This window comes from Paenibacillus sp. FSL H7-0942, from assembly GCF_045040715.1.
GTDB lineage: Bacteria > Bacillota > Bacilli > Paenibacillales > Paenibacillaceae > Paenibacillus > Paenibacillus amylolyticus.
Genome location: NZ_CP150279.1, coordinates 73017 through 97153, shown reverse-complemented (window position 1 = coordinate 97153; position 24137 = coordinate 73017). Strand labels below are relative to the sequence as shown.

Annotated in this window: 18 protein-coding genes and 3 rRNA genes; 1 reads left to right on the top strand and 20 read right to left on the bottom strand. The window is 48.0% G+C overall.

The genetic code is table 11. From position 1 onward, the window contains the following. Positions 1-29: 29 nt before the first annotated feature. The 8 genes from serS to MHI48_RS00405 form a co-directional block, all read right to left on the bottom strand. A complete protein-coding gene (gene serS, locus MHI48_RS00440; protein ID WP_017691327.1) occupies positions 30-1313 on the bottom strand; it encodes a serine--tRNA ligase in 1284 nt (427 codons plus the stop codon). Between the two features lie 273 nt (positions 1314-1586). Then, positions 1587-2177 carry a pyridoxal 5'-phosphate synthase glutaminase subunit PdxT gene (pdxT, locus tag MHI48_RS00435; protein WP_076329957.1) on the bottom strand — a complete coding sequence of 197 codons (591 nt, stop codon included), beginning with the start codon at positions 2175-2177 and terminating at the stop codon, positions 1587-1589. Positions 2178-2394: 217 nt separating this feature from the next. Continuing rightward, the gene (locus tag MHI48_RS00430; protein ID WP_076329958.1) at positions 2395-3783 is read right to left on the bottom strand and encodes a D-alanyl-D-alanine carboxypeptidase family protein; all 1389 of its coding nucleotides are present in this window, start codon (positions 3781-3783) and stop codon (positions 2395-2397) included. A 416-nt stretch (positions 3784-4199) separates the two neighbouring features. Continuing rightward, positions 4200-5657, bottom strand: coding sequence for an IMP dehydrogenase (gene guaB, locus MHI48_RS00425; RefSeq protein ID WP_036607306.1), 1458 nt, complete (start codon positions 5655-5657; stop codon positions 4200-4202). A 367-nt stretch (positions 5658-6024) separates the two neighbouring features. Then, positions 6025-6141: ribosomal RNA gene (gene rrf, locus MHI48_RS00420) — 5S ribosomal RNA — on the bottom strand. A gap of 79 nt (positions 6142-6220) precedes the next feature. Beyond that, a 23S ribosomal RNA gene (locus MHI48_RS00415) occupies positions 6221-9148 on the bottom strand. A gap of 306 nt (positions 9149-9454) precedes the next feature. Further along, positions 9455-11007: ribosomal RNA gene (locus MHI48_RS00410) — 16S ribosomal RNA — on the bottom strand. The 16S, 23S and 5S rRNA genes sit together here, the layout of an rRNA operon. 438 nt (positions 11008-11445) lie before the next feature. Next, a complete protein-coding gene (locus MHI48_RS00405; protein WP_127551168.1) occupies positions 11446-11997 on the bottom strand; it encodes a hypothetical protein in 552 nt (183 codons plus the stop codon). A gap of 86 nt (positions 11998-12083) precedes the next feature. Between MHI48_RS00405 and MHI48_RS00400 the strand changes: the two genes are divergently transcribed. Then, a complete protein-coding gene (locus MHI48_RS00400) occupies positions 12084-12674 on the top strand; it encodes a TetR/AcrR family transcriptional regulator (RefSeq protein WP_076254656.1) in 591 nt (196 codons plus the stop codon). Between the two features lie 85 nt (positions 12675-12759). Here MHI48_RS00400 and MHI48_RS00395 read toward each other — a convergent pair whose 3' ends face one another. From MHI48_RS00395 to cysK, 12 genes are all read right to left on the bottom strand, one after another. Next, positions 12760-14097, bottom strand: a complete 1338-nt coding sequence (locus MHI48_RS00395; RefSeq protein ID WP_036606097.1) for a TrkH family potassium uptake protein — start codon at positions 14095-14097, stop codon at positions 12760-12762. Between the two features lie 204 nt (positions 14098-14301). Continuing rightward, positions 14302-15813, bottom strand: coding sequence for a lysine--tRNA ligase (gene lysS / locus MHI48_RS00390; RefSeq protein ID WP_036606098.1), 1512 nt, complete (start codon positions 15811-15813; stop codon positions 14302-14304). A gap of 116 nt (positions 15814-15929) precedes the next feature. Continuing rightward, entirely contained in the window at positions 15930-16409 is a 480-nt protein-coding gene (greA, locus tag MHI48_RS00385) for a transcription elongation factor GreA (protein WP_036606099.1), read from the bottom strand. 251 nt (positions 16410-16660) lie between these two features. After that, positions 16661-17680 carry a tRNA dihydrouridine synthase DusB gene (dusB, locus tag MHI48_RS00380; RefSeq protein WP_036606100.1) on the bottom strand — a complete coding sequence of 340 codons (1020 nt, stop codon included), beginning with the start codon at positions 17678-17680 and terminating at the stop codon, positions 16661-16663. Positions 17681-17776: 96 nt separating this feature from the next. Beyond that, the gene (locus tag MHI48_RS00375) at positions 17777-17971 is read right to left on the bottom strand and encodes a helix-turn-helix domain-containing protein (protein WP_036668438.1); all 195 of its coding nucleotides are present in this window, start codon (positions 17969-17971) and stop codon (positions 17777-17779) included. After that, positions 17932-18480: a 2-amino-4-hydroxy-6-hydroxymethyldihydropteridine diphosphokinase gene (gene folK / locus MHI48_RS00370; protein ID WP_127551172.1), complete on the bottom strand. Its 549-nt coding sequence runs from the start codon at positions 18478-18480 to the stop codon at positions 17932-17934. The genes MHI48_RS00375 and folK overlap by 40 nt, the downstream gene beginning before the upstream one ends. A 9-nt stretch (positions 18481-18489) precedes the next feature. After that, complete coding sequence (gene folB / locus MHI48_RS00365) at positions 18490-18852, bottom strand: dihydroneopterin aldolase (RefSeq protein WP_036606103.1); 363 nt, start codon at positions 18850-18852, stop codon at positions 18490-18492. Between the two features lie 117 nt (positions 18853-18969). Next, a complete protein-coding gene (folP, locus tag MHI48_RS00360) occupies positions 18970-19833 on the bottom strand; it encodes a dihydropteroate synthase (protein ID WP_405142717.1) in 864 nt (287 codons plus the stop codon). Further along, positions 19830-20714 (bottom strand): aminotransferase class IV, encoded by an 885-nt coding sequence (locus MHI48_RS00355; RefSeq protein ID WP_405142715.1) that lies wholly within the window; start codon positions 20712-20714, stop codon positions 19830-19832. The genes folP and MHI48_RS00355 overlap by 4 nt, the downstream gene beginning before the upstream one ends. 1 nt (position 20715) lies before the next feature. Beyond that, positions 20716-21291: an aminodeoxychorismate/anthranilate synthase component II gene (gene pabA / locus MHI48_RS00350; RefSeq protein WP_036606106.1), complete on the bottom strand. Its 576-nt coding sequence runs from the start codon at positions 21289-21291 to the stop codon at positions 20716-20718. Between the two features lie 75 nt (positions 21292-21366). Continuing rightward, on the bottom strand, positions 21367-22974 hold the full coding sequence (locus MHI48_RS00345) for an anthranilate synthase component I family protein (RefSeq protein ID WP_076329922.1): 1608 nt from the start codon (positions 22972-22974) through the stop codon (positions 21367-21369). A 140-nt stretch (positions 22975-23114) separates the two neighbouring features. After that, entirely contained in the window at positions 23115-24053 is a 939-nt protein-coding gene (gene cysK / locus MHI48_RS00340) for a cysteine synthase A (protein ID WP_036668448.1), read from the bottom strand. Between the last annotated feature and the right edge of the window lie 84 nt (positions 24054-24137).

Genomic DNA, 24137 nt, shown 5'->3' with positions numbered 1-24137 from the left:
CTTGATGAGGATGGTTAGCTAACTCTTACTTAAGAGCGACGTGCAATCACACTTGCACCGCCCATATAAGGACGCAATGCTTCAGGAATGACAACCGTACCATCTTCCTGTTGATAGTTCTCCAGGATAGCGGCTACCGTCCGTCCAACAGCCAATCCTGACCCGTTCAATGTATGAACAAATTCCGGTTTCGCTTTTGGTTCTCTGCGGAAACGAATATTGGCACGACGTGCCTGGAAGTCCTCACAGTTGGAGCACGAAGAAATCTCACGATAGGTATTGCTCTCAGGCAACCATACTTCAATATCATACGTTTTAGCTGAGGTGAAGCCCATATCTGCCGTGCACAATGTCAGGACGCGATACGGCAAGCCCAACAATTGAAGAACACGCTCCGCATTTTGAGTCATTTGCTCCAGCTCTTCATACGAAGTCTCCGGAGTAGAGAGCTTGAGCAGCTCTACTTTGTTGAATTGATGCTGACGAATCAAGCCGCGTGTATCCCGTCCAGCCGAACCGGCTTCAGAACGGAAACAAGAGCTGTATGCCACAAAATGCTTCGGCAATTGATCTACATTCAGAATCTCTTCGCGATGATAGTTCGTTACCGGAACTTCAGCAGTAGGGATTAGATAATATTCGGTATCTTTCAACTTGAACAGGTCTTCTTCGAACTTAGGCAGTTGACCTGTTCCAAACAAGCTGTCCCGATTAACGATGTATGGAGGCAGAATCTCTTCATATCCATGTTGATCGCTGTGCAGATCCATCATGAAGTTAATCAATGCACGTTCCAGACGTGCGCCCAGACCTTTATAAAAGGTAAAACGGGAACCTGTTACTTTGGCAGCCGCTTCAAAATCAAGAATATCGAGATCCTGCGCAATTTCCCAGTGTGCTTTTGGTGCAAAAGTAAATGACTTCGGCTCTTCCCAACGACGAATCTCAACATTGTCGTCTTCAGAAGCTCCAATAGGTACACTTTCGTTAGGAATGTTCGGAATCGCCATTGTGAGATCATTGATCTTCACTTCCAGTTCCCGAACTTCTTCGTCCATGGCTTTGATTCGATCAGAGACTTCACGCATCTCCACAATCAGATCATCAGCGTTCTCACGATTCTTCTTCAGTCTAGCAACTTCTGCGGAAACTGTATTCCGACGGCTCTTCAGCGTTTCACTCTCTTGAAGCAATTCCCGACGCTTGGCATCCATCTCGGTAAATCCAGCGATAAGATCCAGCGATTTGCCACGTTTAGTCAATGCTTCTTCTACACGTGCATACTCATTCCGCAATATTTTCACATCAAGCACGATATACCCCTCCTAAATAACCTCACAACGTGAAGCCTTATGTTAAATCCATTCTCATAACTCTACTGTATACACCTTACTATATACTTATCGGAACCTGTAACCCAAAAAACAACCTATATCCCCCTTGTCACCCTCCGCTGCGATTCCCGCTATGAAGCAGATACAGGCAACATCAGGCATCCGTTCAGATGCAACTGCCAACCAGTGGCCTTACACGGCTTCTGGTGAAGTGATCCGATGACCGGGAGATCATAGGTTGTACATCATGCATTATTTAGAGTCTACCGTGTGTTTGTAGGATCTGGCCATGTCTACAAAATAAGTATGCAGACGATAGTCATCCGTCAATTCCGGATGGTAGGAGCAAGCCAACAAATGTCCCTGACGAGCCGTAACAATCTCATCCTTGTATGTGGAGAGAACCTCCACCTGGTCTCCGACACTCTCGATCAAGGGCGCCCGTATAAATACAGCCCTTACCGTTTCCTCAATGCCTTTGACTGGCAAATCCGTCTCAAAACTCTCTCTCTGCCGTCCAAATGCGTTTCGGGATACTGTCATATCCATTAGCTCCAAATGAGCTTCTTCATGCCCTGCAATGTGTTTAGCCATAACGATCAAGCCAGCACAGGTACCAAATACCGGTTTGCCCTCAGCAGCAAACGCCCGAATGGCATCCATAAACCCATACTTGCGCATCAGTTTACCAATCGTTGTGCTTTCCCCGCCAGGAAGGATAAGACCATCCAAGTCCTCCAATTGCTGAACCTGTTTGATAGCTATACCTTCTGCTCCAGCACGTTCAATACTTCGAATATGCTCTGTGACAGCTCCTTGAAGTGCTAAAACGCCGATCTTCATACGCTCATTCCCCTTCTCTTACCAGCCACGATCTTGCATACGGTAAACGAACATTGTACTTTTTCACTTCATCATACGTGAATTCTAACTTGATATTTTACCGGAAAAATTGTAAATATACAATCCATCCGGTCGGAATAACTTGTATTTTGTCAATGATATGGCCATGTAAACATTAAAATCATGATCATACTCTTTCCATGAAGTTTGTTATAGACTAAAACAGGTTTTTAATCCCGTCAAAAAGATCCACAAAGAAATCCTTCACAGCACGGAAGAACAAACGGAACCATCCGCCTTTTTCAGCCTCTTCAGCAGTGATCAAGTTCACTGTTTTTTCCTGTGGCTCAATTCCATCTGCTTTATACGTGTACGTTACCGTACCAACCTTCGTACCTGCCTTGAGTGGTGCTACCAACTTGTCAGCCTCAGTTACGTTGGCTTTGAACGTCACATCCAGGTTCTGAGTACCTTTGGGTACAACAAAACTTACCGCATTATCTGTTACAACAGGAACGGTTGTTTCTTTCCCTTTTTTCAAAGGTACCGCTTCCCAGCCCGTCACTTTGGTCTTGCCTGCAACAGCCTGTTTCACTTCAAAGTTGTTAAATCCATAGTCCAATACCTTTTTAGTTTCTCTGAAACGTGCGGATTCCGAATCTGTGCCCATAACAACACTAATTAGACGCATACCGTTACGTTCTGCTGTACCTGTAAAGTTATTACCTGCGTTCGTGGTATGGCCTGTTTTCATTCCATCCAGACCTTCATAGGCATAGCTTTTGAAATTGGTTATATTTTTATTCGCTTCCAGCATCCAGTTGTAATTGATAATTGGAGCTTTATCATTGGGACGGAACTTGTAGGATTGAATCGTTGTAAATTCTGTGTAGTCCGGGTGATCCATAATGATGTATCGGCATAGAATTGCAGCATCCAGAGCGGACATCACTGTTTCCTTGTCTTCAGCTGGGCGGAAGTCAGCAGGCATATCTGCTCGATCCAGACCCGAAGAGTTGATGAAGAACGTATCCTTCATGCCCATACGCTTCGCTTCATCATTCATCATTTTCACGAAAGCTTCTTCCGAACCGGCAACATGTTCAGCCAAAGCAACCGTAGCATCATTGGCAGAGCCAACAGCCATAGCAATATAGAGATCCTTAACTGTGTGCTGGTCACCTTCCGCGAGGAAAATTCGCGACCCGATACTTTGTGCAGCATTCTTTTTAACAGTTACAATATCGTCCCAACCGAATTTACCTTGTTTGACTTGTTCGGCGACAATGTACTCTGTCATCATTTTGGTCATACTTGCAGGTGGCATCGCTTTATCCGCATCAACATTTAGTAGAATCTGTCCCGTTGAGGCTTCCATTAGCACCGCTGATCTAACCTCAAGCCCAAGTGAGTCTACCCCAGGCACCTTTACGGCTTTTTCCGTCTTTGTTGTTGTTGCCGCAGCAGTCAGAACCTGACCGGAGTTGTCCGCTGCAGCCATGACCGGCATTACTGCAGACATACAAAGCATGTTAATTAGCATTACCGAGGCTACGCTCTTTTTGAGCATTTGGCGTTTCTTTTTATTCATGTGTTTGGCTTTCAATGATGAATACTCCCTTCGATCCAAAGCATTGTTAATTGCTTCAGTGCAGCTTATGCTGCGATTTTCTTGTTCCCTAACCTGTGCGTTTGATGTATGAGATGTGTGCTATATGCGCTGTATCGAACGAGCAATATTATTGCTCCTAAAGTTCGTTGTCGATTGTCACTTAGTCCGCATTTTGCAAATGCTTATGTAAAAGGACGTCCGCGCTTCTGTTTAACTGGTAGCCTTTTCTGGCACTGCACTTGCTTTTCAAAACCATATTCATAGATTCACGTCAAAAAGCCGCCGCAACGCCTTAATCCATCCATGGATCGTCACCGCTTGTTCTATTCTATCACAGGGGTATCTGCAAAAAAAGACAGACCCGGTGAAAATCACCGAGCCTGTCCTGGAAATGATTAACTCTCTTCAGATTACAACGAGTAGTTAGGTGCTTCTTTGGTAATCTGTACATCATGGGGATGACTTTCGCGCAGTCCCGCACCTGTAATTCGGATAAAGCCTGTATCGTTACGAAGTTGCTCCAAGTTACTTGTACCACAGTATCCCATACCCGAACGAAGGCCACCAATCAGTTGGTGGATCGTATCAGACAATGGTCCTTTGTAAGCGACACGACCTTCGATTCCTTCCGGAACCAGTTTCTTGTCATCATCTTGGAAGTAACGATCTTTACTACCTTGTTTCATTGCAGCCATTGAACCCATACCGCGGTATACTTTGTAGCTACGTCCTTGGAAGATTTCAGTTTCTCCCGGGCTTTCTGCTGTGCCGGCAAACAAACTTCCCAGCATCACCGCGTGTGCGCCTGCAGCCAGTGCCTTTGTAATTTCACCAGAATATTTAATTCCACCATCCGCGATAATCGGAACTCCATATTCGCGTGCCACTGTTGCACAATCGTACACTGCAGTTACTTGAGGTACACCAATACCAGCGATAACACGTGTTGTACAAATCGAACCTGGACCAATACCTACTTTGACTACCGAAGCCCCTGCTTCGATCAGGTCACGAGTGGCTGCGCCAGTAGCGACGTTACCTGCAACGATGGTCAGACTAGGGAAACGTTCACGAAGCTGACGTACAGCTTCAATGATATTGATGTGGTGTCCGTGAGCCGAGTCTACCGTAATCAGGTCGACACCAGCTTGTACCAAAGCATCTGCACGTTCAAATGTATCTTTGGAAATACCAATCGCTGCACCAACCAACAAACGTCCTTGAGCATCTTTGGCTGCATGAGGGAATTGAATGGCTTTCTCAATATCTTTAATCGTGATAAGACCTTTCAACGTGTTTGTCTCATCAACTAATGGAAGTTTCTCAATCTTGTGCTTCTGAAGGATACCTTCAGCTTCTTGCAGTGTAGTGCCAACAGGAGCGGTAACCAGATTCTCATGAGTCATGACTTCGCTAATTTTGATGCCGTAATCATGAATAAAACGCAAATCGCGGTTGGTCAAAATACCAACCAGCTTCTGATCTCCTTCAATAATAGGTACACCGGAGATCCGATATTTCGCCATTACTGCTTCCGCATCAGATACCAGATGATCTGCCGTCAGTGAGAACGGGTTTGTAATAACACCACTCTCCGAACGCTTAACACGATCTACTTCTTCTGCCTGTTGTTCAACCGACATATTTTTATGGATAATACCGATACCGCCTTCACGTGCAATGGCAATAGCCAATGTCGCTTCAGTTACTGTATCCATACCCGCACTGATCAAAGGAATATTTAGCTTTACAGTATCACTCAAACGAATAGATACATCTACTTCTTTAGGCAGTGTCTCGGATTTCCGTGGCACTAGCAATACATCATCAAAGGTGAGGCCTTCCTTACCAAATTTATCTTCCCACACGCAAGTGTTCCTCCTTATGTTTGCTCAGCTTTACGGTCCAAAACCCGAAGATTCCAGGCTGTATTTTACGCCGAAAATACGTTTTCTGAAAAATTTATTATTGCCATCTTAGCAAAGCGATATTTAGACTGTCAAGGAAAAGTACTTGGTTATATCAGGTGTATTGCCTGATGAACACAACTGTTTTTCCAGAGCGGACAAGTCTAGTTATTACGCAAAAAAACGTCAATTCATATCGAATAACGTTACCTGTATACATCCTATTGTGCTGAAAAATCACCAAATTCAATCTGTACTTTAATCCCATACTGCATAATAAAACTATATAATAAAAACCACCACCGAATAATATCGGCAGTGGTTCTTTGCTTGGCGGCGTCCTACTCTCCCAGGACCCTGCGGTCCAAGTACCATCGGCGCTAGAGGGCTTAACGGTCGTGTTCGGGATGGGTACGTGTGGAACCCCTCCGCCATCGCCACCAAACGCATAGCTTAGCTTACATTTCAGAGATCGTTCTCTGAAAACTAGATTCGAAACGAAACATGCGAATTACAACTTGCTATTGGATAAGCCCTCGACCGATTAGTACTGGTCAGCTCCATGCATTGCTGCACTTCCACCCCCAGCCTATCTACCTCGTCGTCTTCAAGGGGTCTTACATACTGGGAAATCTCATCTTGAGGGGGGCTTCACGCTTAGATGCTTTCAGCGTTTATCCCGTCCGTACATAGCTACCCAGCGGTGCTCCTGGCGGAACAACTGGTACACCAGCGGTACGTCCATCCCGGTCCTCTCGTACTAAGGACAGCTCCTCTCAAATTTCCTACGCCCACGACAGATAGGGACCGAACTGTCTCACGACGTTCTGAACCCAGCTCGCGTACCGCTTTAATGGGCGAACAGCCCAACCCTTGGGACCTACTTCAGCCCCAGGATGCGATGAGCCGACATCGAGGTGCCAAACCTCCCCGTCGATGTGGACTCTTGGGGGAGATAAGCCTGTTATCCCCAGGGTAGCTTTTATCCGTTGAGCGATGGCCCTTCCATGCGGTACCACCGGATCACTAAGCCCGACTTTCGTCCCTGCTCGACTTGTAGGTCTCGCAGTCAAGCTCCCTTATGCCTTTGCACTCTTCGAATGATTTCCAACCATTCTGAGGGAACCTTTGGGCGCCTCCGTTACTCTTTAGGAGGCGACCGCCCCAGTCAAACTGCCCACCTGACACTGTCCCCGCACCGGATTACGGTACCAGGTTAGAACCTAGATACGATCAGGGTGGTATCCCAACGTTGCCTCCACACAAGCTGGCGCTCATGCTTCAAAGGCTCCCACCTATCCTGTACAGATCGTACCCAAATTCAATATCAAGCTGCAGTAAAGCTCCATGGGGTCTTTCCGTCTTGTCGCGGGTAACCTGCATCTTCACAGGTATTAAAATTTCACCGGATCTCTCGTTGAGACAGCGCCCAAGTCGTTACGCCATTCGTGCGGGTCAGAATTTACCTGACAAGGAATTTCGCTACCTTAGGACCGTTATAGTTACGGCCGCCGTTTACTGGGGCTTCGGTTCACAGCTTCGGGATTGCTCCCTAACCACTCCCCTTAACCTTCCAGCACCGGGCAGGCGTCAGCCCGTATACTTCGCCTTACGGCTTCGCACAGACCTGTGTTTTTGCTAAACAGTCGCTTGGGCCTTTTCACTGCGGCCCCCTCGTGCTATTCACACTACCGGGGCACCCCTTCTCCCGAAGTTACGGGGTCATTTTGCCGAGTTCCTTAACGAGAGTTCTTCCGCGCGCCTTAGAATACTCTTCTCGCCTACCTGTGTCGGTTTGCGGTACGGGCACCATCACCTGGCTAGAGGCTTTTCTTGGCAGTGTGAGATCATGACCTTCGCTACTATAATTTTCGCTCCCCATCACAGCTCAGCCTTACAATGTGCGGATTTGCCTACACATCAGCCTTACTGCTTAGACGGACATCCATCAGTCCGCGTCACTACCCTACTGCGTCCCCCCATTGCTCATAACGGCTTACGGTGGTACAGGAATTTCGACCTGTTGTCCTTCGACTACGCCTTTCGGCCTCGCCTTAGGTCCCGACTTACCCTGAGCGGACGAGCCTTCCTCAGGAACCCTTAGGCTTTCGGCGGATCAGATTCTCACTGATCTTTTCGTTACTCATACCGGCATTCTCACTTGTATAATGTCCAGCGCTCCTTACGGTACACCTTCAACCCTTATACAACGCTCCCCTACCCCTGATGCAAAGCATCAAGCCATAGCTTCGGTGGTGTGTTTAGCCCCGTTACATTTTCGGCGCAGAGTCACTCGACCAGTGAGCTATTACGCACTCTTTCAATGGTGGCTGCTTCTAAGCCAACATCCTGGTTGTCTGTGCAACTCCACATCCTTTCCCACTTAACACACACTTGGGGACCTTAGCTGATGGTCTGGGCTGTTTCCCTTTTGACAATGGATCTTAGCACTCACTGTCTGACTCCCGGAAGTAAGTCTATGGCATTCGGAGTTTGACTGAGCTTGGTAACCCTTGCGGGCCCCGCACCCAATCAGTGCTCTACCTCCACGACTCTGTTTTCCGAGGCTAGCCCTAAAGCTATTTCGGGGAGAACCAGCTATCTCCGAGTTCGATTGGAATTTCTCCGCTACCCCCACCTCATCCCCGCATTTTTCAACATGCGTGGGTTCGGGCCTCCAGTGCGTGTTACCGCACCTTCACCCTGGACAGGGGTAGATCACCCGGTTTCGGGTCTACGTCCACGTACTAAGTCGCCCTATTCAGACTCGCTTTCGCTGCGGCTCCGGCTCTTCACCTTAACCTTGCACGGGAACGTAACTCGCCGGTTCATTCTACAAAAGGCACGCCATCACCCCTAAAACGGGCTCTGACTTTTTGTAAGCACACGGTTTCAGGTTCTATTTCACTCCCCTTCCGGGGTGCTTTTCACCTTTCCCTCACGGTACTGCTTCACTATCGGTCGCTAGGAAGTATTTAGCCTTGGCAGATGGTCCTGCCGGATTCATACGGGGTTTCACGTGCCCCGCACTACTCGGGATCCGTCTCGGAGGGAACAGACTTTCAACTACAGGGCTTTTACCTTCTTTGGCGGGCCTTTCCAGACCTCTTCGCTTAACCGGTTCCTTTGTAACTCCATGTGAGACGTCCCACAACCCCAAAGAGCAAGCTCTTTGGTTTGGGCTTCTCCGCGTTCGCTCGCCGCTACTGACGGAATCACTATTGTTTTCTCTTCCTCAGGGTACTTAGATGTTTCAGTTCCCCTGGTATGCCTCTACACAACCTATGTATTCAGTTGTGAGTAACTGGAAATTACCCCAGCTGGGTTTCCCCATTCGGACACCCCCGGATCAAAGCTTGCTTACAGCTCCCCGAGGCAGTTTCGTTGTTCGCCACGTCCTTCATCGGCTCCTAGCGCCTAGGCATCCTCCGTGTGCTCTTAGTAGCTTAACCTCGTGCTCCAGTTTCGACTGCTCACTTCCCTTGTTTTGCTTGCGCAAAGCCAAAAGTCGCTCCCATTCGATACCATCGTACGTGCAATCTACCGTTTTTATTGAAACTTGTTTAACACAAGTTCAGCTAAAAAGGAATGTTCTAATTCGCGTTTGTTTCGTTTCGATATCTAGTTTTCAAAGAACAAGCTCCATGCAAAAGCAAGCTTTTTGAGAGTTTGAGCTCTCAAAACCGAACAACGAGTGAGTGTTTTGCAGCTAAGCTGCGTATTTGAATGTTTCCGTTGCAGGAAACGATTCTCCATAGAAAGGAGGTGATCCAGCCGCACCTTCCGATACGGCTACCTTGTTACGACTTCACCCCAATCATCTATCCCACCTTCGGCGGCTGGCTCCTTGCGGTTACCCCACCGACTTCGGGTGTTATAAACTCTCGTGGTGTGACGGGCGGTGTGTACAAGACCCGGGAACGTATTCACCGCGGCATGCTGATCCGCGATTACTAGCAATTCCGACTTCATGCAGGCGAGTTGCAGCCTGCAATCCGAACTGAGACCGGCTTTGTTGGGATTGGCTCCATCTCGCGATTTCGCAGCCCGTTGTACCGGCCATTGTAGTACGTGTGTAGCCCAGGTCATAAGGGGCATGATGATTTGACGTCATCCCCACCTTCCTCCGGTTTGTCACCGGCAGTCTATCTAGAGTGCCCACCCGAAGTGCTGGCAACTAAATATAAGGGTTGCGCTCGTTGCGGGACTTAACCCAACATCTCACGACACGAGCTGACGACAACCATGCACCACCTGTCTCCTCTGTCCCGAAGGAAAGATACATCTCTGCATCGATCAGAGGGATGTCAAGACCTGGTAAGGTTCTTCGCGTTGCTTCGAATTAAACCACATACTCCACTGCTTGTGCGGGTCCCCGTCAATTCCTTTGAGTTTCAGTCTTGCGACCGTACTCCCCAGGCGGAGTGCTTAATGTGTTAACTTCGGCACCAAGGGTATCGAAACCCCTAACACCTAGCACTCATCGTTTACGGCGTGGACTACCAGGGTATCTAATCCTGTTTGCTCCCCACGCTTTCGCGCCTCAGCGTCAGTTACAGCCCAGAGAGTCGCCTTCGCCACTGGTGTTCCTCCACATATCTACGCATTTCACCGCTACACGTGGAATTCCACTCTCCTCTTCTGCACTCAAGTCACCCAGTTTCCAGTGCGATCCGGGGTTGAGCCCCGGGATTAAACACCAGACTTAAATGACCGCCTGCGCGCGCTTTACGCCCAATAATTCCGGACAACGCTTGCCCCCTACGTATTACCGCGGCTGCTGGCACGTAGTTAGCCGGGGCTTTCTTCTCAGGTACCGTCACCTTGAGAGCAGTTACTCTCCCAAGCGTTCTTCCCTGGCAACAGAGCTTTACGATCCGAAAACCTTCATCACTCACGCGGCATTGCTCCGTCAGGCTTTCGCCCATTGCGGAAGATTCCCTACTGCTGCCTCCCGTAGGAGTCTGGGCCGTGTCTCAGTCCCAGTGTGGCCGATCACCCTCTCAGGTCGGCTACGCATCGTCGCCTTGGTGAGCCGTTACCTCACCAACTAGCTAATGCGCCGCAGGCCCATCCCCAAGTGACAGATTGCTCCGTCTTTCCAGTTTCCTTCAGGCGAAGAAAACAATTATTCGGTATTAGCTACCGTTTCCGGTAGTTGTCCCAAACTTGAGGGCAGGTTGCCTACGTGTTACTCACCCGTCCGCCGCTAACCATCAGAGAAGCAAGCTTCTCTTCAAGTCCGCTCGACTTGCATGTATTAGGCATGCCGCCAGCGTTCGTCCTGAGCCAGGATCAAACTCTCCAATAAAGTATTGAAAAGAGCGATAAGCTCATTTTGAATCTGACGAGATTAAAAATCTCATTTGTGCTCCAGTCGATTCAAGCCAAGGCTTGTCTCAAACTTTCGCGTTCATTCTGCAAGCAGAATGTTTACTCACTCGTTGTTCAGTTTTCAAAGATCAAACTTATTTTGTTACCGAATGTCTTTCTCTTCAGCAACTTTTATATCTTATCACATCCGAACCAACTTTGCAAGCTCTTTTTTTAAGTTTCTTTCGAAGCTTATTTCATTTGCTTGCCGCACCGTGTAAACCGTGTTTTCTTGGCCGGAATTAGAATATACCATGTACAGATATTGAATGCAAGTCTTTTTTTGAAACTATATTAACAATCGGATTGATCTAATACGGACGTACATATGGTATTCTCCCAACTTAGCAAGTTCATACACACGTCCATTTTTACTTTACCGTTTAACATTCCTAGCAGGAACCTTTCTTGGCCATAAACTGTAACTAAAGCTTATCAGAAAATCAATACCGAGTATCAATCCCCACACTCTGATCAAATTATTGAAGACAGCTGTACGTTCAGCATCTCCAATCCACCATATCATGGCCAATAAAAAAGCACTTCCTATAGCCCAAGCCAATAGATGTCTAAACCATCCACTACGCTCACGACTGGCATGTTCTCTACCATATAACTTGTTACTACGAGGGTTTTCTCCACCTTTGAACCAATATAGGAAATATCGATCCGCCCAAGCGATCATCTGGTGACCATAGGCAATGCTTACTCCTATATACACCGCAGCTATACCATGAATCATACTTGCTGTAGCTCCTCGCTGTAGATCCATAACTGTAGCTACCAGCAATAACAGATCGATAACCGGCGTCGCCATTAACAAACCGATGCCTATTCGCTTCATGCCAAGGAGATACCTGACACTCAGACCTGCGAACACAAACACCCAAAAGGCAATCTCACAACCTATAATGAAATAACCAATCATTTCAGCCTCTCCTTTTTTGATACAAATGTATTAAATATAATTTAGCACGTGTGTACTATAATAATCAACAGTGATATAATATGCCTATGCCTAAACTTGTTGATCACGATAAACAGCGCGTGCTCGTGGCCGAGGCAGCTTGGCGTATTATACGAAGAGATGGCATGGAACAGGCCTCTGTTCGGAATATTGCTGAAGAAGCTGGAGTTTCGGTTGGTTCGATGCGTCACTACTTTTCTACTCAATCGGAACTACTACGATATGCCATGAATTTGGTATCTGAACGGGTGTCTCATCGAGTCCAAAAAATGTCCTTCACCGGCTCTCCCATGGACAATATGAAATGCCTATTGCTCGAATTCTTACCAAACACAGAAGAAAAACTGGCCGAAATGGAGGTGTGGTACGCTTTTACAGCCAGATCGAAAACCGATCCTAGACTCAAAGAACTTGCTAATACCGTATATGATGAACTCAGACAAGCTGTAGGCTCTGTTATCACCTACCTGATAAAGCTCGACCTCTCCAGACCCGATCTGGACAAAGAACTGGAGATCGAGAGATTGTATGCACTGGTAGATGGCTTAGGCATACATACCGTGCTTAGACCGGATCAGATGAATGCCAAGCTCATGGACGATGTTCTCACTTTGCATCTTGCTTCCTTGTGCCGTTAAACCAAAAAAACCGCAGCACATTCGTTGTGACTAAGGCCCGTTACGATAACAGGAGTTAGTTCTGAATGTCTGACGGTTTTTCTTTTTATCCGATAATGATCCGGCCCTCCGGATGACGATACAGTTTCTTCTCTTTGCGCGGACGAAGGGCATACGCGATGGTTAATGGCCCGATCCGACCTACAAACATGGTAAAGGTAATGATGATTTTTCCCCAATTGGTCAACTCATCAGTCACTCCCACAGAAAGACCCACGGTACCGATTGCGGATGCAGCTTCAAACATCAGTGAAAGGAATGGCGCATCCTCTGTCGTAAGCAGAAGCATCACCACGATCATGAATATGATCAGAGAAACCATAATAATGGTCAACGCCCTCATCAGCAGTTCTTTCGGAACACGCTGGCGGAAAAACACAATATCCTTATTTCCCCGAATCATGGCATACACCGCACCAATCATGATCAGGAATGTAGTCGTCTTGATTCCGCCCCCGGTCGATCCTGGGGAAGCCCCGATAAACATCAGCAGAATGAAGAAGAATTGGGTAGCCTGCCTCATCTCCGTGATATCGATTGTGCTCGTTCCCGACGAACGTGTAGAGACAGACTGGAAGAAGGACGCATAGATCTTCTCGCTCCATGTGAGTGAAGCCAGTGTATGTCCATTGGTGAATTCGAAAACAAACAACACAATCGCTCCTATACCGATCAGCGCTCCGGATACAGACAGCACCAGTTTGGACTGAAGAGACAAACGGCGGCGTTTGCGATACTCGAACAGATCATTTAATACAACAAAACCCAGTCCACCAGAGACAACGAGCACAGAAGCAGTCACATTGAATATCCAGTCTCCGGTGTAGTATTGAAAGCTGTTGCCGAACAAATCAAAGCCGCCATTATTAAACAATGAAACGGAATGAAATATTCCATAGTATACGGCCTGACCCAATGGCATCTCCGTTGCCCAGCGCAGCGCAAGTATGACAGCAGCCACCCCTTCAATAGTAAAGGAGAAAATCAACACCTTGCGGATAATGCGTACTATCCCTTCCATACTGTCTGCATTAATGGCTTCTTTGAGTAATAACCTGTCCTTGAGTGAGATTCGCTTGCCCAATACAAGCGCAAAGAGGGTAGCCATGGTCATGAATCCGAGTCCACCAAGCTGCATCAGTACCATAATGACGATCTGACCAAACAAATTAAAGGTCGTCCCTACATCCACAACGACAAGTCCAGTTACACATGCGGCAGAGGTTGATGTAAAGAGCGCGTCAATAAACGCCAAATGCATACCGCTTTGGTTGGAGATTGGCAACATGAGAAGCACCGTTCCAATCGCAATGATAAGCAGAAAACCACCGACCAGAATTAACGGAGGAGATAAGAATTTGGCAAAGTGAAGCCTGAACTTCATGAAGGGCACCTCTTTTAACAAAAATACGAACAGGTTAATCTAACAATTTCAAGACGCGGTGTTACCCTAATGTTGTGCTGTGAGCAAGGGCCTTCTGACAAACTTTATTTTTAGCGTCTATGTAAACCTAAAGAGGAACTTGCCCCAGCATGATACTGAACGGCAGGTTCCTCTTCTATTATGAACGTATCCTACGTTCCTTATTTAATCTTGCGTACGAGGACGCATGTGCGGGAAGAGCAGTACGTCACGAATCGACGGGGAGTTGGTAAGCAGCATGATCAGACGATCAACCCCGATTCCCAATCCGCCTGTTGGTGGCATACCATATTCGAGCGCACGGATGAAGTCGTCATCCATCTCATGAGCTTCGTCGTTCCCATGTTCTTTCTCCAGCATCTGTGCTTCAAAGCGCTGACGCTGATCGATTGGATCATTCAGCTCTGTGAAGGCATTGGCATGCTCACGTCCAACGATGAACAATTCGAAGCGATCCGTGAAGCGCGGATCTACATCATTTTTCTTCGCTAGTGGCGAGATCTCAAGAGGATGTCCCATAATGAATGTCGGTTGAATCAACGTCTCTTCTACAAATTCTTCAAAGAACGCGTTCAGAATATGACCAAATGTCATATGTTTTTCAACCGGAACCTTATGTTCCTTCGCCAAGTTGTGTGCTTCCTCATCCGTCATGTGTACGGAGAAGTCTACGCCTACAACTTCCTTAACTGCATCCACCATCGTAACACGGCGCCACTGTGGCGTAAGATCTACTTCATAATCTCCATACTGGATCACTTGCGTACCCAGTACTTCCTGTGCAATATGAGCAACCAGGTTCTCCGTCAATTGCATAATATCCTTGTAGTCGGCATATGCCTCATACAACTCAATCATGGTGAACTCCGGATTGTGACGTGTGGACATACCTTCATTCCGATATACACGGCCGATCTCATATACCTTCTCCAGCCCGCCAACAATCAGACGTTTCAGGTGAAGTTCAATCGCAATCCGCATGTACAGTTCCATATCCAGCGCATTGTGATGTGTGATGAACGGACGTGCTGCCGCTCCTCCTGCGATGGTATGCAGCGTAGGTGTTTCCACTTCCAGATATCCAAGGGAATCCAGGTAACGACGCATCGATTGAATGATTTTGGAACGTGCGATAAAGGTCTGTTGTACGTCCGGGCTCATAATCAGGTCAACATAACGCTGGCGGTAACGCAGCTCTACGTCAGTGAGACCATGGAATTTATCCGGAAGCGGATAGAGCGATTTGGACAGCACTTCAATATCTTTCACTTTGACAGAAGTTTCACCTGTTTTGGTCTTAAAGATCACACCCGTTACCCCAACGATATCGCCAAGGTCCAGCAGGCTAAATGCCGCATACTTGTCTTCAGGCACGCTATCCTGACGAACATAGATCTGGATTCTGCCGCTCAGGTCCTGAATATGTGCGAAGCTTGCTTTACCCATTCCCCGCTTCGCCATAATCCGTCCGGCAATACTGACTTCGATGTGCTTCTCTTCCAGCTCTTCCTTGGTCAGTTCTTCATACTTCTTCAGAATGGAGCCGGCTTCTTCGGTACGTACGTATTTTTGGCCAAAAGGGTCGATTCCCAATTTGCGGAGCTCGTCCAATTTGTCACGGCGAATTTGTAAAAGCTCGCTAAGTTCGGTTTCCTGATTCAAGACTTCATCCGTCATGATCTGTATTCATCTCCTTATTTACATTGCAGGCATCGCGAGAGGACGTTTTTCCTCTAATGTTGAAAAAGCTTCCCTAAGGAAGCTTTTGTTTACCGCGCCCAACTGCTTCGTTGCTATAGCTTTTTAATGTCCATAATTTTATATTGAATTACACCAGCAGGCACACTTACATCAACAACTGTACCTTTTTTCTTGCCGAGAATCGCTTTACCTACAGGGCTCTCGTTCGATATCTTGTTCTGAAGCGGGTCTGCCTCCGCAGTACCTACAATCGTATATTCCGTGATGTCGCCAAACTCCAGATCTTCTACAGTGACGGTTGCACCCACGCTTACAGCATCGGTATCGATCTCGTCGCTGTTAATAATCCGCGCGTTACGAAGCAATTTCTCCAACGTGATTACACGTCCTTCGATGAAAGCTTGCTCATTCTTCGCGTCTTCGTATTCAGAGTTTTCACTGATATCTCCATACCCGATGGCTACCTTAATCCGTTCAGCCACTTCGCGGCGCTTCACTGATTTCAATGTTTCCAATTCTTCTTCCAGCTTCTTGAGTCCTTCTGGTGTAAGGATAACTTCCTTGTCGCTCATCTCAACCGATTCTCCTGTCATGGGAATAAATTTGATTGTACGGCAACGGAATCAGTGCTTGTTACAGAGCTCCGCTCGCATACATCTTCAAAACTATATGAAGTTCTCCAGAGGAATAGAATATTCCTCCTGATGCTATATCCTTATTAACGCACATGGCGAATTTATACTGAGAAATTATAGGGGAACGATCTCGAAAAGTCAATGTTACGTCCCCTATAGGTGTAAACGTTTTACAGATGCGTTTATAATTAAGATGCATTTCCGGCGATTACCGGTTCTGACTCCAAATTACCTTCGCTTTTCAGCTGACTCACAAAGTTCTCCAGAATCTGTACCATCTCGTCCCGCTTGGTTCCTTCCATAATAACATCCTTGATGCGGGCAGATCCTTTCAGGCCTTTCAAATACCAAGCCAGATGTTTGCGCATCTCGCGTACGGCAACTGTCTCATTCTTCAATGCGATCAGGCGATCCATATGCAGGATGGCAACACGGATCTTCTCTTCGCCATTCGGGTCAGGAAGCAATTCCCCCGTGCTTAAGTATTGAATGGTACGATACAGCATCCATGGGTTACCCAGGGCAGCACGACCGATCATAACTCCGTCACAACCCGTTTCATCCAGCATACGGCGTGCATCCTCTGGTGTATGGACATCACCATTGCCGATCACTGGGATAGAGACAGCTTCTTTTACATCTTTGATATGTGACCAGTCAGCTGTGCCTGTATAGAGTTGCTCACGCGTACGGCCGTGTACACTTACCGCCTGTCCACCAGCACGTTCAACCGCGAGCGCGTTCTCCACCGCGAAGATATGCTCGTTATCCCAGCCGATACGCATCTTGACGGTCACCGGCTTCTCCACCGCGTCCACAACAGCGGATACCATCTCATAGATTTTGTTCGGATCAAGCAACCAACGTGCACCTGCATCACATTTCGTTACCTTTGGCACAGGGCATCCCATGTTAATGTCGATGATGTCTGCATTGGTTTCTTTGTCCACGATTTTGGCTGCTTCTACAAGGGAATCACGATCTCCCCCAAAAATCTGAAGGCTCAGCGGTTTCTCACGCTCATCTACAAACAACATCTCACGTGTACGCTGGTTGCCATGGACAATGGCTTTGCCACTCACCATCTCCGCGCATACGAGGCCTGTTCCGAATTCTTTTGCGATCAAACGAAAAGCCGGATTACATACGCCAGCCATCGGCGCAAGTACGACCTGGTTTTTCATTTCAATGCCACCAATGTTAAGCACGGTAGTCGTTCCACTCCTTTTTTAATTCTGTATATATCACGATATAAAGTTTGATCGGTGTCTTGGTTCTTGTAACATGGCGAAACCGAAACGGTCCTAGTTTCCCCGCAGCTCCTCGATACTGATTGCCAGCACACCAGCAATTCGATCGAGTTCTTGCTGTGATACCTTACGGTTTCCCCGTTCAATGGTTCCCAGAATGGCCAGCGAGATGCCGGTCTCGGCCGCAAGTTCATGTTGTGTTAAACCTTTCAACTTCCGGAATGCCCGGATTCGGTTGGCCAATTGCATGTTTTCCAAAGCTGTATTCCATCCTTTCCATCCAGTACAGACAACGATGAGTGTACAAAGGTATACAAACCTGAAATCTCGCCCTCCGGTACGATATCCGACAGTGGTACCAGTACAAAAGCCCGTTCTCCCATGCGGGGATGAGGCAATTGAAGCAATTCGGTATCTCGCGTCTCACCGTGCATCCAGAGCAGATCCAGATCAACGGTGCGCGGTCCCCAGCGAATATCACGAACACGACCGAGACGGTTCTCGATATCCAGTAATTCCGTGAGCAACTGCTCTGGTGTCAGCATCACCTGTACGGCGACTGCCATATTCAGAAATGCAGGCTGATCTACATATCCTACAGGTTCCGTCTCATATAGTGCAGAACAACGCAGAACGGATATATGAGGGTGTTCATCCAGCAAAGACAATGCTTCAAACAGCGTCTGTTCCCGGTCACCCAAATTGGCCCCTAAAGCAATATAAGCCTCTGAAGATTCAGAGGTCGAATGTGCAATCATGATCGGTTCTCACTTTCTTGTGCGGCGAAGCTCTACCGTTACGCCCTCAAAATGAATATCGAATGGCGGATGTGGCTTCGTCACCTTGACTGTCAATGCATTGATAATAGTATAAGTGTCTAGTAAAGAAGATGCAATATGTTCGCCCAAAGCTTCAATTAACTGGAATGACTTATTCTCTACAATCTGTTTTACCAGCTCATGGATCTCCGCATAATTAATCGTTTTGGTCAGATCATCGTTACGTCCGGCCTCACCCAGGTCCATATCAATCTCCAGATCAATATAGTACCGCTGCCCAAGCTTCCGTTCTTCTGCAAAAACACCATGATATCCGTAATACTCCATACGATGCAATACCATTCTATCCATACGATCCGCCTGCCCTCTATATATATTGAAATTTTAATCTATTTGAAGTCATGCCTTAGCTTCGCCTTTGAAAAACGCTGCGCTTCCACTGGACGGGTCACCAGGGACCCGCCAGCACTATCTCCTCCGTATACCCGGAGAAGCATACAACATGGCATCACACATGTCTGCCGTCCGCCGAATCGGCTTCACATCATGAACCCGAACCATCTGGCAGCCTTGGGCAATGCCAAATGCAACGGTCGCAGCGGTTCCTTCCAATGCATCATCCGCCCCAACATTCAGGGTGTTCTGGATGAATCTTTTGCGTGAGGTGGCTAGCAGAACGGGATACCCCATTTCATTGAGCAAACCGAGCGATGACATGAGCTTCAGATTTTCTCCGAGATCCTTCACAAAACCAATGCCCGGGTCCAGGATAATTTGCTCTGCTTTCACGCCCGCTGTTAACGCAATCTGTATGCTCTCCTGCAAATCGCTCACGACATCACTCAGATAATCGGTGTAATTCCGATCCTGCCGATTATGCATCAAAATGATGGGACACCCCAGCTCTGCTGCCGTGCGGGCCATATCTGGATCTGTCTTGGCACCCCACACATCATTAATAATATGAGCACCGGCCAGAATAGCCTGACGTGCAACATCGGCCTTATACGTGTCTACCGATATCGGAATGTGCGGGGCTTGCTGATGCAATGCTTCAATAACCGGAATAATCCGGCTAAGCTCTTCATCGGCGCCCACGACATCTGAACCTGGCCGGGTGGACTCCCCGCCGATATCAATCAGGTCTGCCCCGTCCTCCATCATCTGCTTGGCATGAGCAACCGCCCGCTCCACTTTGGTATAACGTCCACCATCCGAGAATGAGTCAGGCGTGACGTTAAGAATGCCCATAATCTGTGTTCTTGTACCCAGCTTCAACTCAGCTGGCCCCCATGTATAGTTCCGTTCATAGATGACAGGTGTAAGTGTCATGAAGTATACCCCGCTTTCTGCCGGTACATACCCAGAAGGACTGCTGTAACCGGGCCAATATGTCCGTTGCTAATTATCGTTTCGGCTCCGTCCTGATCCCGCAGAGTTGTCACCGGAACCAGTTCGGCCACCGAGCCGGTTAGAAATATTTCATCTGCTTGCAGGAGATCCTCCCAGGAAGCTAACGTTTCTATGCAGGGGATTCCTTGCTGCGAGGCAATCTCCATTACCACAGCTCTCGTGATACCCGGCAGAATGCCGGTTGAGAGTGCTGGCGTGTAGAGAACATTTTCCCGTACCCAAAACACATTGCTGACGATCCCTTCCGCTATATGACCATCCCGGGTTAATTGTAGCCCTTCTGCACCCTGCACATGCTGCCCGTATCCATTAAGCTCCCGTTTCGCCAGAATACTGTTCATGTAATGCAGCGACTTGAACCGAACTTCTCCTTCGGGCGTGTTGCGAGGTGTAGACAACCGTTGAATCATTTTTCCACTCTCATATAAAGAAGGAGAAGGTTCAGGTAATGCTTTTGCCAGTAAAATATGATTTGGCTTCGAATAATCACCAGAAGGTAAGCCTAGCGGTGCTTCACCGGCTGATACCGTGTATCGCACATACGCATCCCGAAGTTCGTTCGCATCCATCAAACGTTGAAGCCAATCTGTCACCTCTGCCGCGGTCGTTGTAAAAGGAATGCCAAGTTCCTTACACCCCGAAGCCATGCGCTCCAGATGCCGTTCCAAAAAATATGGGACACCTTGATACGTCCGGAACGTCTCAAACAGTCCAAGTCCGTACAAAAAGCCGTGATCCGTTACAGGAACCACGGCCGCCGCCATATTGACCAACTCTCCGTTTATCGCGGCATATTGCATGTTAAACCTTCACTTGTTGGGACAAAAAGTTACGAAGCATCTGATGACCATGGTCTGTAATAATGGATTCCGGGTGGAATTGAACCCCTTCAATCGCATATTCTTTGTGGCGCAAACCCATAATCTCACCTTCAGCTGTCTCCGCTGTAATCTCCAGGCAGTCAGGCAAGCTGCTGCGCTCGACAATCAGGGAGTGGTAACGGGTAGCTGTGAATGGAGATGGCAATCCGGCAAAGACCGATGTCCCATTGTGGTGCATCTCGGATGTTTTGCCGTGCATCATGCGCTCCGCACGAATGACATTGCCACCAAACGCTTGTCCAATGGACTGATGCCCCAGGCACACACCAAAGATCGGAATGCTTCCCTTGAAATGATCGATGACTGCCAGACTAATGCCCGCTTCATTCGGTGTACACGGGCCCGGAGAGATCAGAATATGATCAGGTGCCAGTGCCTCTATGCCTGCCAGATCAATCTCGTCGTTGCGGCGAACTTCCACCGTCTCGCCCAGTTCACCCAGATATTGAACCAGGTTATACGTGAAAGAATCGTAATTATCGATAACCAGTATCATATGCCTGCTCCTCCTCATCTTCCGTCAATGCAAGTGACGGTTGCTTCGTTTTATTTTATTTTATTTTAGTTTAGTTTAGTTAACAGCTTCTGTTCTTTTCGCTTGTTCTTGTTCAATAGCTCTGCTTGCTTCCGCCTCTTCGCTGTAATTCACAGCTCTCATCATGGCTCTTGCCTTGTTGCGGCATTCCTTGTATTCCCGATATGGATCGGAATCAATAACAATCCCTGCCCCGGCCTGTACATAACCAATACCGTCCTTAATGGCAAGTGTACGAATGACGATGTTCAATTCCATATTCCCACTGTAATCCATCCACCCGATGGAACCCGTATAAGGCCCACGACGCACAGGCTCAAGTTCCTCGATAATCTCCATGGTGCGGACTTTCGGGGCTCCTGTAATCGTTCCACCCGGGAATGTCGCAGCGATCACATCAAATACGGATAACCCTTCTGCCAGCCTGCCTTCCACCTGGGAAACGAGATGCATGACATGGGAATACTTCTCGATGGTCATCAGTTCAGGCACATGAACCGAACCGTAGGCTGCAATCCGTCCGATATCATTACGTTCCAGATCAACGAGCATAATATGCTCCGCCCGTTCCTTCTCACTGCTGAGCAGTTCATCCGCCATAGCTTTGTCCTCTGCTTCATCCCGGCCCCTTCTTCGGGTCCCTGCGATGGGACGTGCACTGACTTTGCCATTCTCCACTTTGACCAGAAGCTCGGGAGATCCGCTTACCAGTTGAAAGTCTGGACTACGCAGCATTCCCATATACGGTGATGGATTCACAAGGCGCAGCCATTCATAAATATGCTCAGCGCTCGAATGAAGCCGCTTTTCCTGTCTCAAGGACAGGTTCACCTGGAACACATCGCCCTGCCTGATATATTCCTGTACCGTACGCACAGCTTGTTCAAAGTCCTCCTGGGGAAAGGAGGTTTCCCATCCTTCCGATTCCCTTTCCGCATCTTCAGGCTGCGGGGTACGATTGACCTGCTTGTTGCGGCGTTCCAGTGCCTGTTGTTGTTCCTCAGCCTGTGCAGCCCCCATAATATGAAGCCAACGTTTCTGCATCGCTGTCGCTCGTGCTTCTGCCGCTGAATATAGACTACGGATATCCGTTTCGTTCCGGTTAGGCTCTATAGCCAGATGAACCATGCAGAAAAGTGCCTGCTGCTCATGGTCATACGCCCATATTTCTTCAAAGCGCATCCACCAATAATCCGGCAGAGCCGGGTTATCCTCAGCCAAATCTGGGAGCTTCTCCAATGATCTTGCTACATCGTAGCTGAGATAACCTGCGTATCCACCCCCAAAGTCTGGAGCCCCATTAACCTTGGGTGCACTATACGGGGCAGTCCATCTCTTCAATACATCAAGCGGCTTGCCGCTGTCCGTCGAGGTGGCTCCTTGCGTCACATCATGAATAACCGCTTCTTGACCCTTGCCGGAAATAACGGATACGGGGTCTAACCCCAGAAATGTATATCTCCCGCCTTTGCCATTCTCCAGCACAATTGCGTAGGGTGACGCCTGCTGCCAGGCTGCCTCCCACGATAACGGTAAACCGCCATGATACGGTCCCTCATCCGACTTCGTGATATAGGGCATCATGGTCCAGCCTTGTTCAGCCCACTCCATCCAGTCGGCGTATGTTGTCATCAGGTGTGTCATTGCGGTGTGCCGCCCTCCATCTGTCGCTAGTTCTATTGTCTGATAGTATACTAAAGCGCCGCCCCTTTTAAAAGCATTACGCCAAAAATCCTCCATACCCGTCATACGGGCAAGGAGGATTGGTTTTGTCATTTGTAGACTTAGCCTTCGAAGTTGTAAAGAGGTGTGCTGAGGTAACGTTCGCCGTTACTTGGCACGATTACGACCACGCGCTTGCCTTCACCCAACTGTTTCGCAACCTGAAGACCTGCACGGATCGCCGCACCGGAAGAAATACCAGACAGAATGCCCTCTTCCTTCGCTACCTGACGAGCCGTCTCGAATGCATCATCATTCTCAATGTGAATGATCTCATCATAGATTTCCTGATCCAGAATCTCAGGGATAAAGTTGGCACCAATCCCCTGGATCTTATGTGGTCCTGGTTTGCCGCCCGCCAGAATTGGCGAAGCTGCTGGCTCAACCGCAACAATTTTAATACCAGCAAAAGCTTCTTTCAGCACTTCGCCTGTACCTGTAATTGTTCCACCTGTACCGATTCCTGCAACGAAAGCATCCAACGTACCGCCTACAGATTGAATTGCTTCAACAATCTCAGGGCCAGTCGTTTCACGGTGGATCTTCACGTTGGCTTTATTTTTAAATTGCTCAGCCATGAAATAGGAAGGGTTTTCTTTCAGCAGTTCTTCGGCTTTTTTAACAGCACCATTCATACCTTCAGCTCCAGGTGTAAGCACAAGCTCAGCACCATACGCACGAAGCAAGTTACGACGCTCCAAGCTCATCGTCTCAGGCATTACAATAACGGACTTGTAGCCTTTGGCTGCAGCCACCATCGCGAGTCCAATTCCTGTGTTACCACTTGTTGCTTCAATAATGGTATCACCTGGTTTTAGCTTGCCTTCTTTTTCCGCTTCTTCCACAATGCTAATTGCGATACGGTCTTTCACGCTTGAACCTGGATTCTGGTACTCCAGCTTCACGAATACTTCAGCACTGCCTTCAGGTACGATACGGTTCAGACGAACAAGCGGAGTACCTCCGATGAGTTCTGTTACGTTATTAACTACTTTAGCCATATGAATGCCCTCCTTAGTGGATGAATAAAACTTGAGTCCTGTTAACCTATACTGTGCGGCCGATAGCCTCTAGCTGTTATAGAA

Bases quoted from the DNA above. Each gene is read 5' to 3' on its own strand.
- pdxT (WP_076329957.1), bottom strand. From the start codon at position 2,177: ATGAAGATCGGCGTTTTAGCACTTCAAGGAGCTGTCACAGAGCATATT.
- MHI48_RS00405 (WP_127551168.1), bottom strand. From the start codon at position 11,997: ATGATTGGTTATTTCATTATAGGTTGTGAGATTGCCTTTTGGGTGTTT.
- MHI48_RS00400 (WP_076254656.1), top strand. From the start codon at position 12,084: ATGCCTAAACTTGTTGATCACGATAAACAGCGCGTGCTCGTGGCCGAG.
- MHI48_RS00395 (WP_036606097.1), bottom strand. From the start codon at position 14,097: ATGAAGTTCAGGCTTCACTTTGCCAAATTCTTATCTCCTCCGTTAATT.
- lysS (WP_036606098.1), bottom strand. From the start codon at position 15,813: ATGACGGATGAAGTCTTGAATCAGGAAACCGAACTTAGCGAGCTTTTA.
- greA (WP_036606099.1), bottom strand. From the start codon at position 16,409: ATGAGCGACAAGGAAGTTATCCTTACACCAGAAGGACTCAAGAAGCTG.
- MHI48_RS00375 (WP_036668438.1), bottom strand. From the start codon at position 17,971: ATGCAATTGGCCAACCGAATCCGGGCATTCCGGAAGTTGAAAGGTTTA.
- folK (WP_127551172.1), bottom strand. From the start codon at position 18,480: ATGATTGCACATTCGACCTCTGAATCTTCAGAGGCTTATATTGCTTTA.
- folB (WP_036606103.1), bottom strand. From the start codon at position 18,852: ATGGATAGAATGGTATTGCATCGTATGGAGTATTACGGATATCATGGT.
- folP (WP_405142717.1), bottom strand. From the start codon at position 19,833: ATGACACTTACACCTGTCATCTATGAACGGAACTATACATGGGGGCCA.
- MHI48_RS00355 (WP_405142715.1), bottom strand. From the start codon at position 20,714: ATGCAATATGCCGCGATAAACGGAGAGTTGGTCAATATGGCGGCGGCC.
- pabA (WP_036606106.1), bottom strand. From the start codon at position 21,291: ATGATACTGGTTATCGATAATTACGATTCTTTCACGTATAACCTGGTT.
- MHI48_RS00345 (WP_076329922.1), bottom strand. From the start codon at position 22,974: ATGACACACCTGATGACAACATACGCCGACTGGATGGAGTGGGCTGAA.
- cysK (WP_036668448.1), bottom strand. From the start codon at position 24,053: ATGGCTAAAGTAGTTAATAACGTAACAGAACTCATCGGAGGTACTCCG.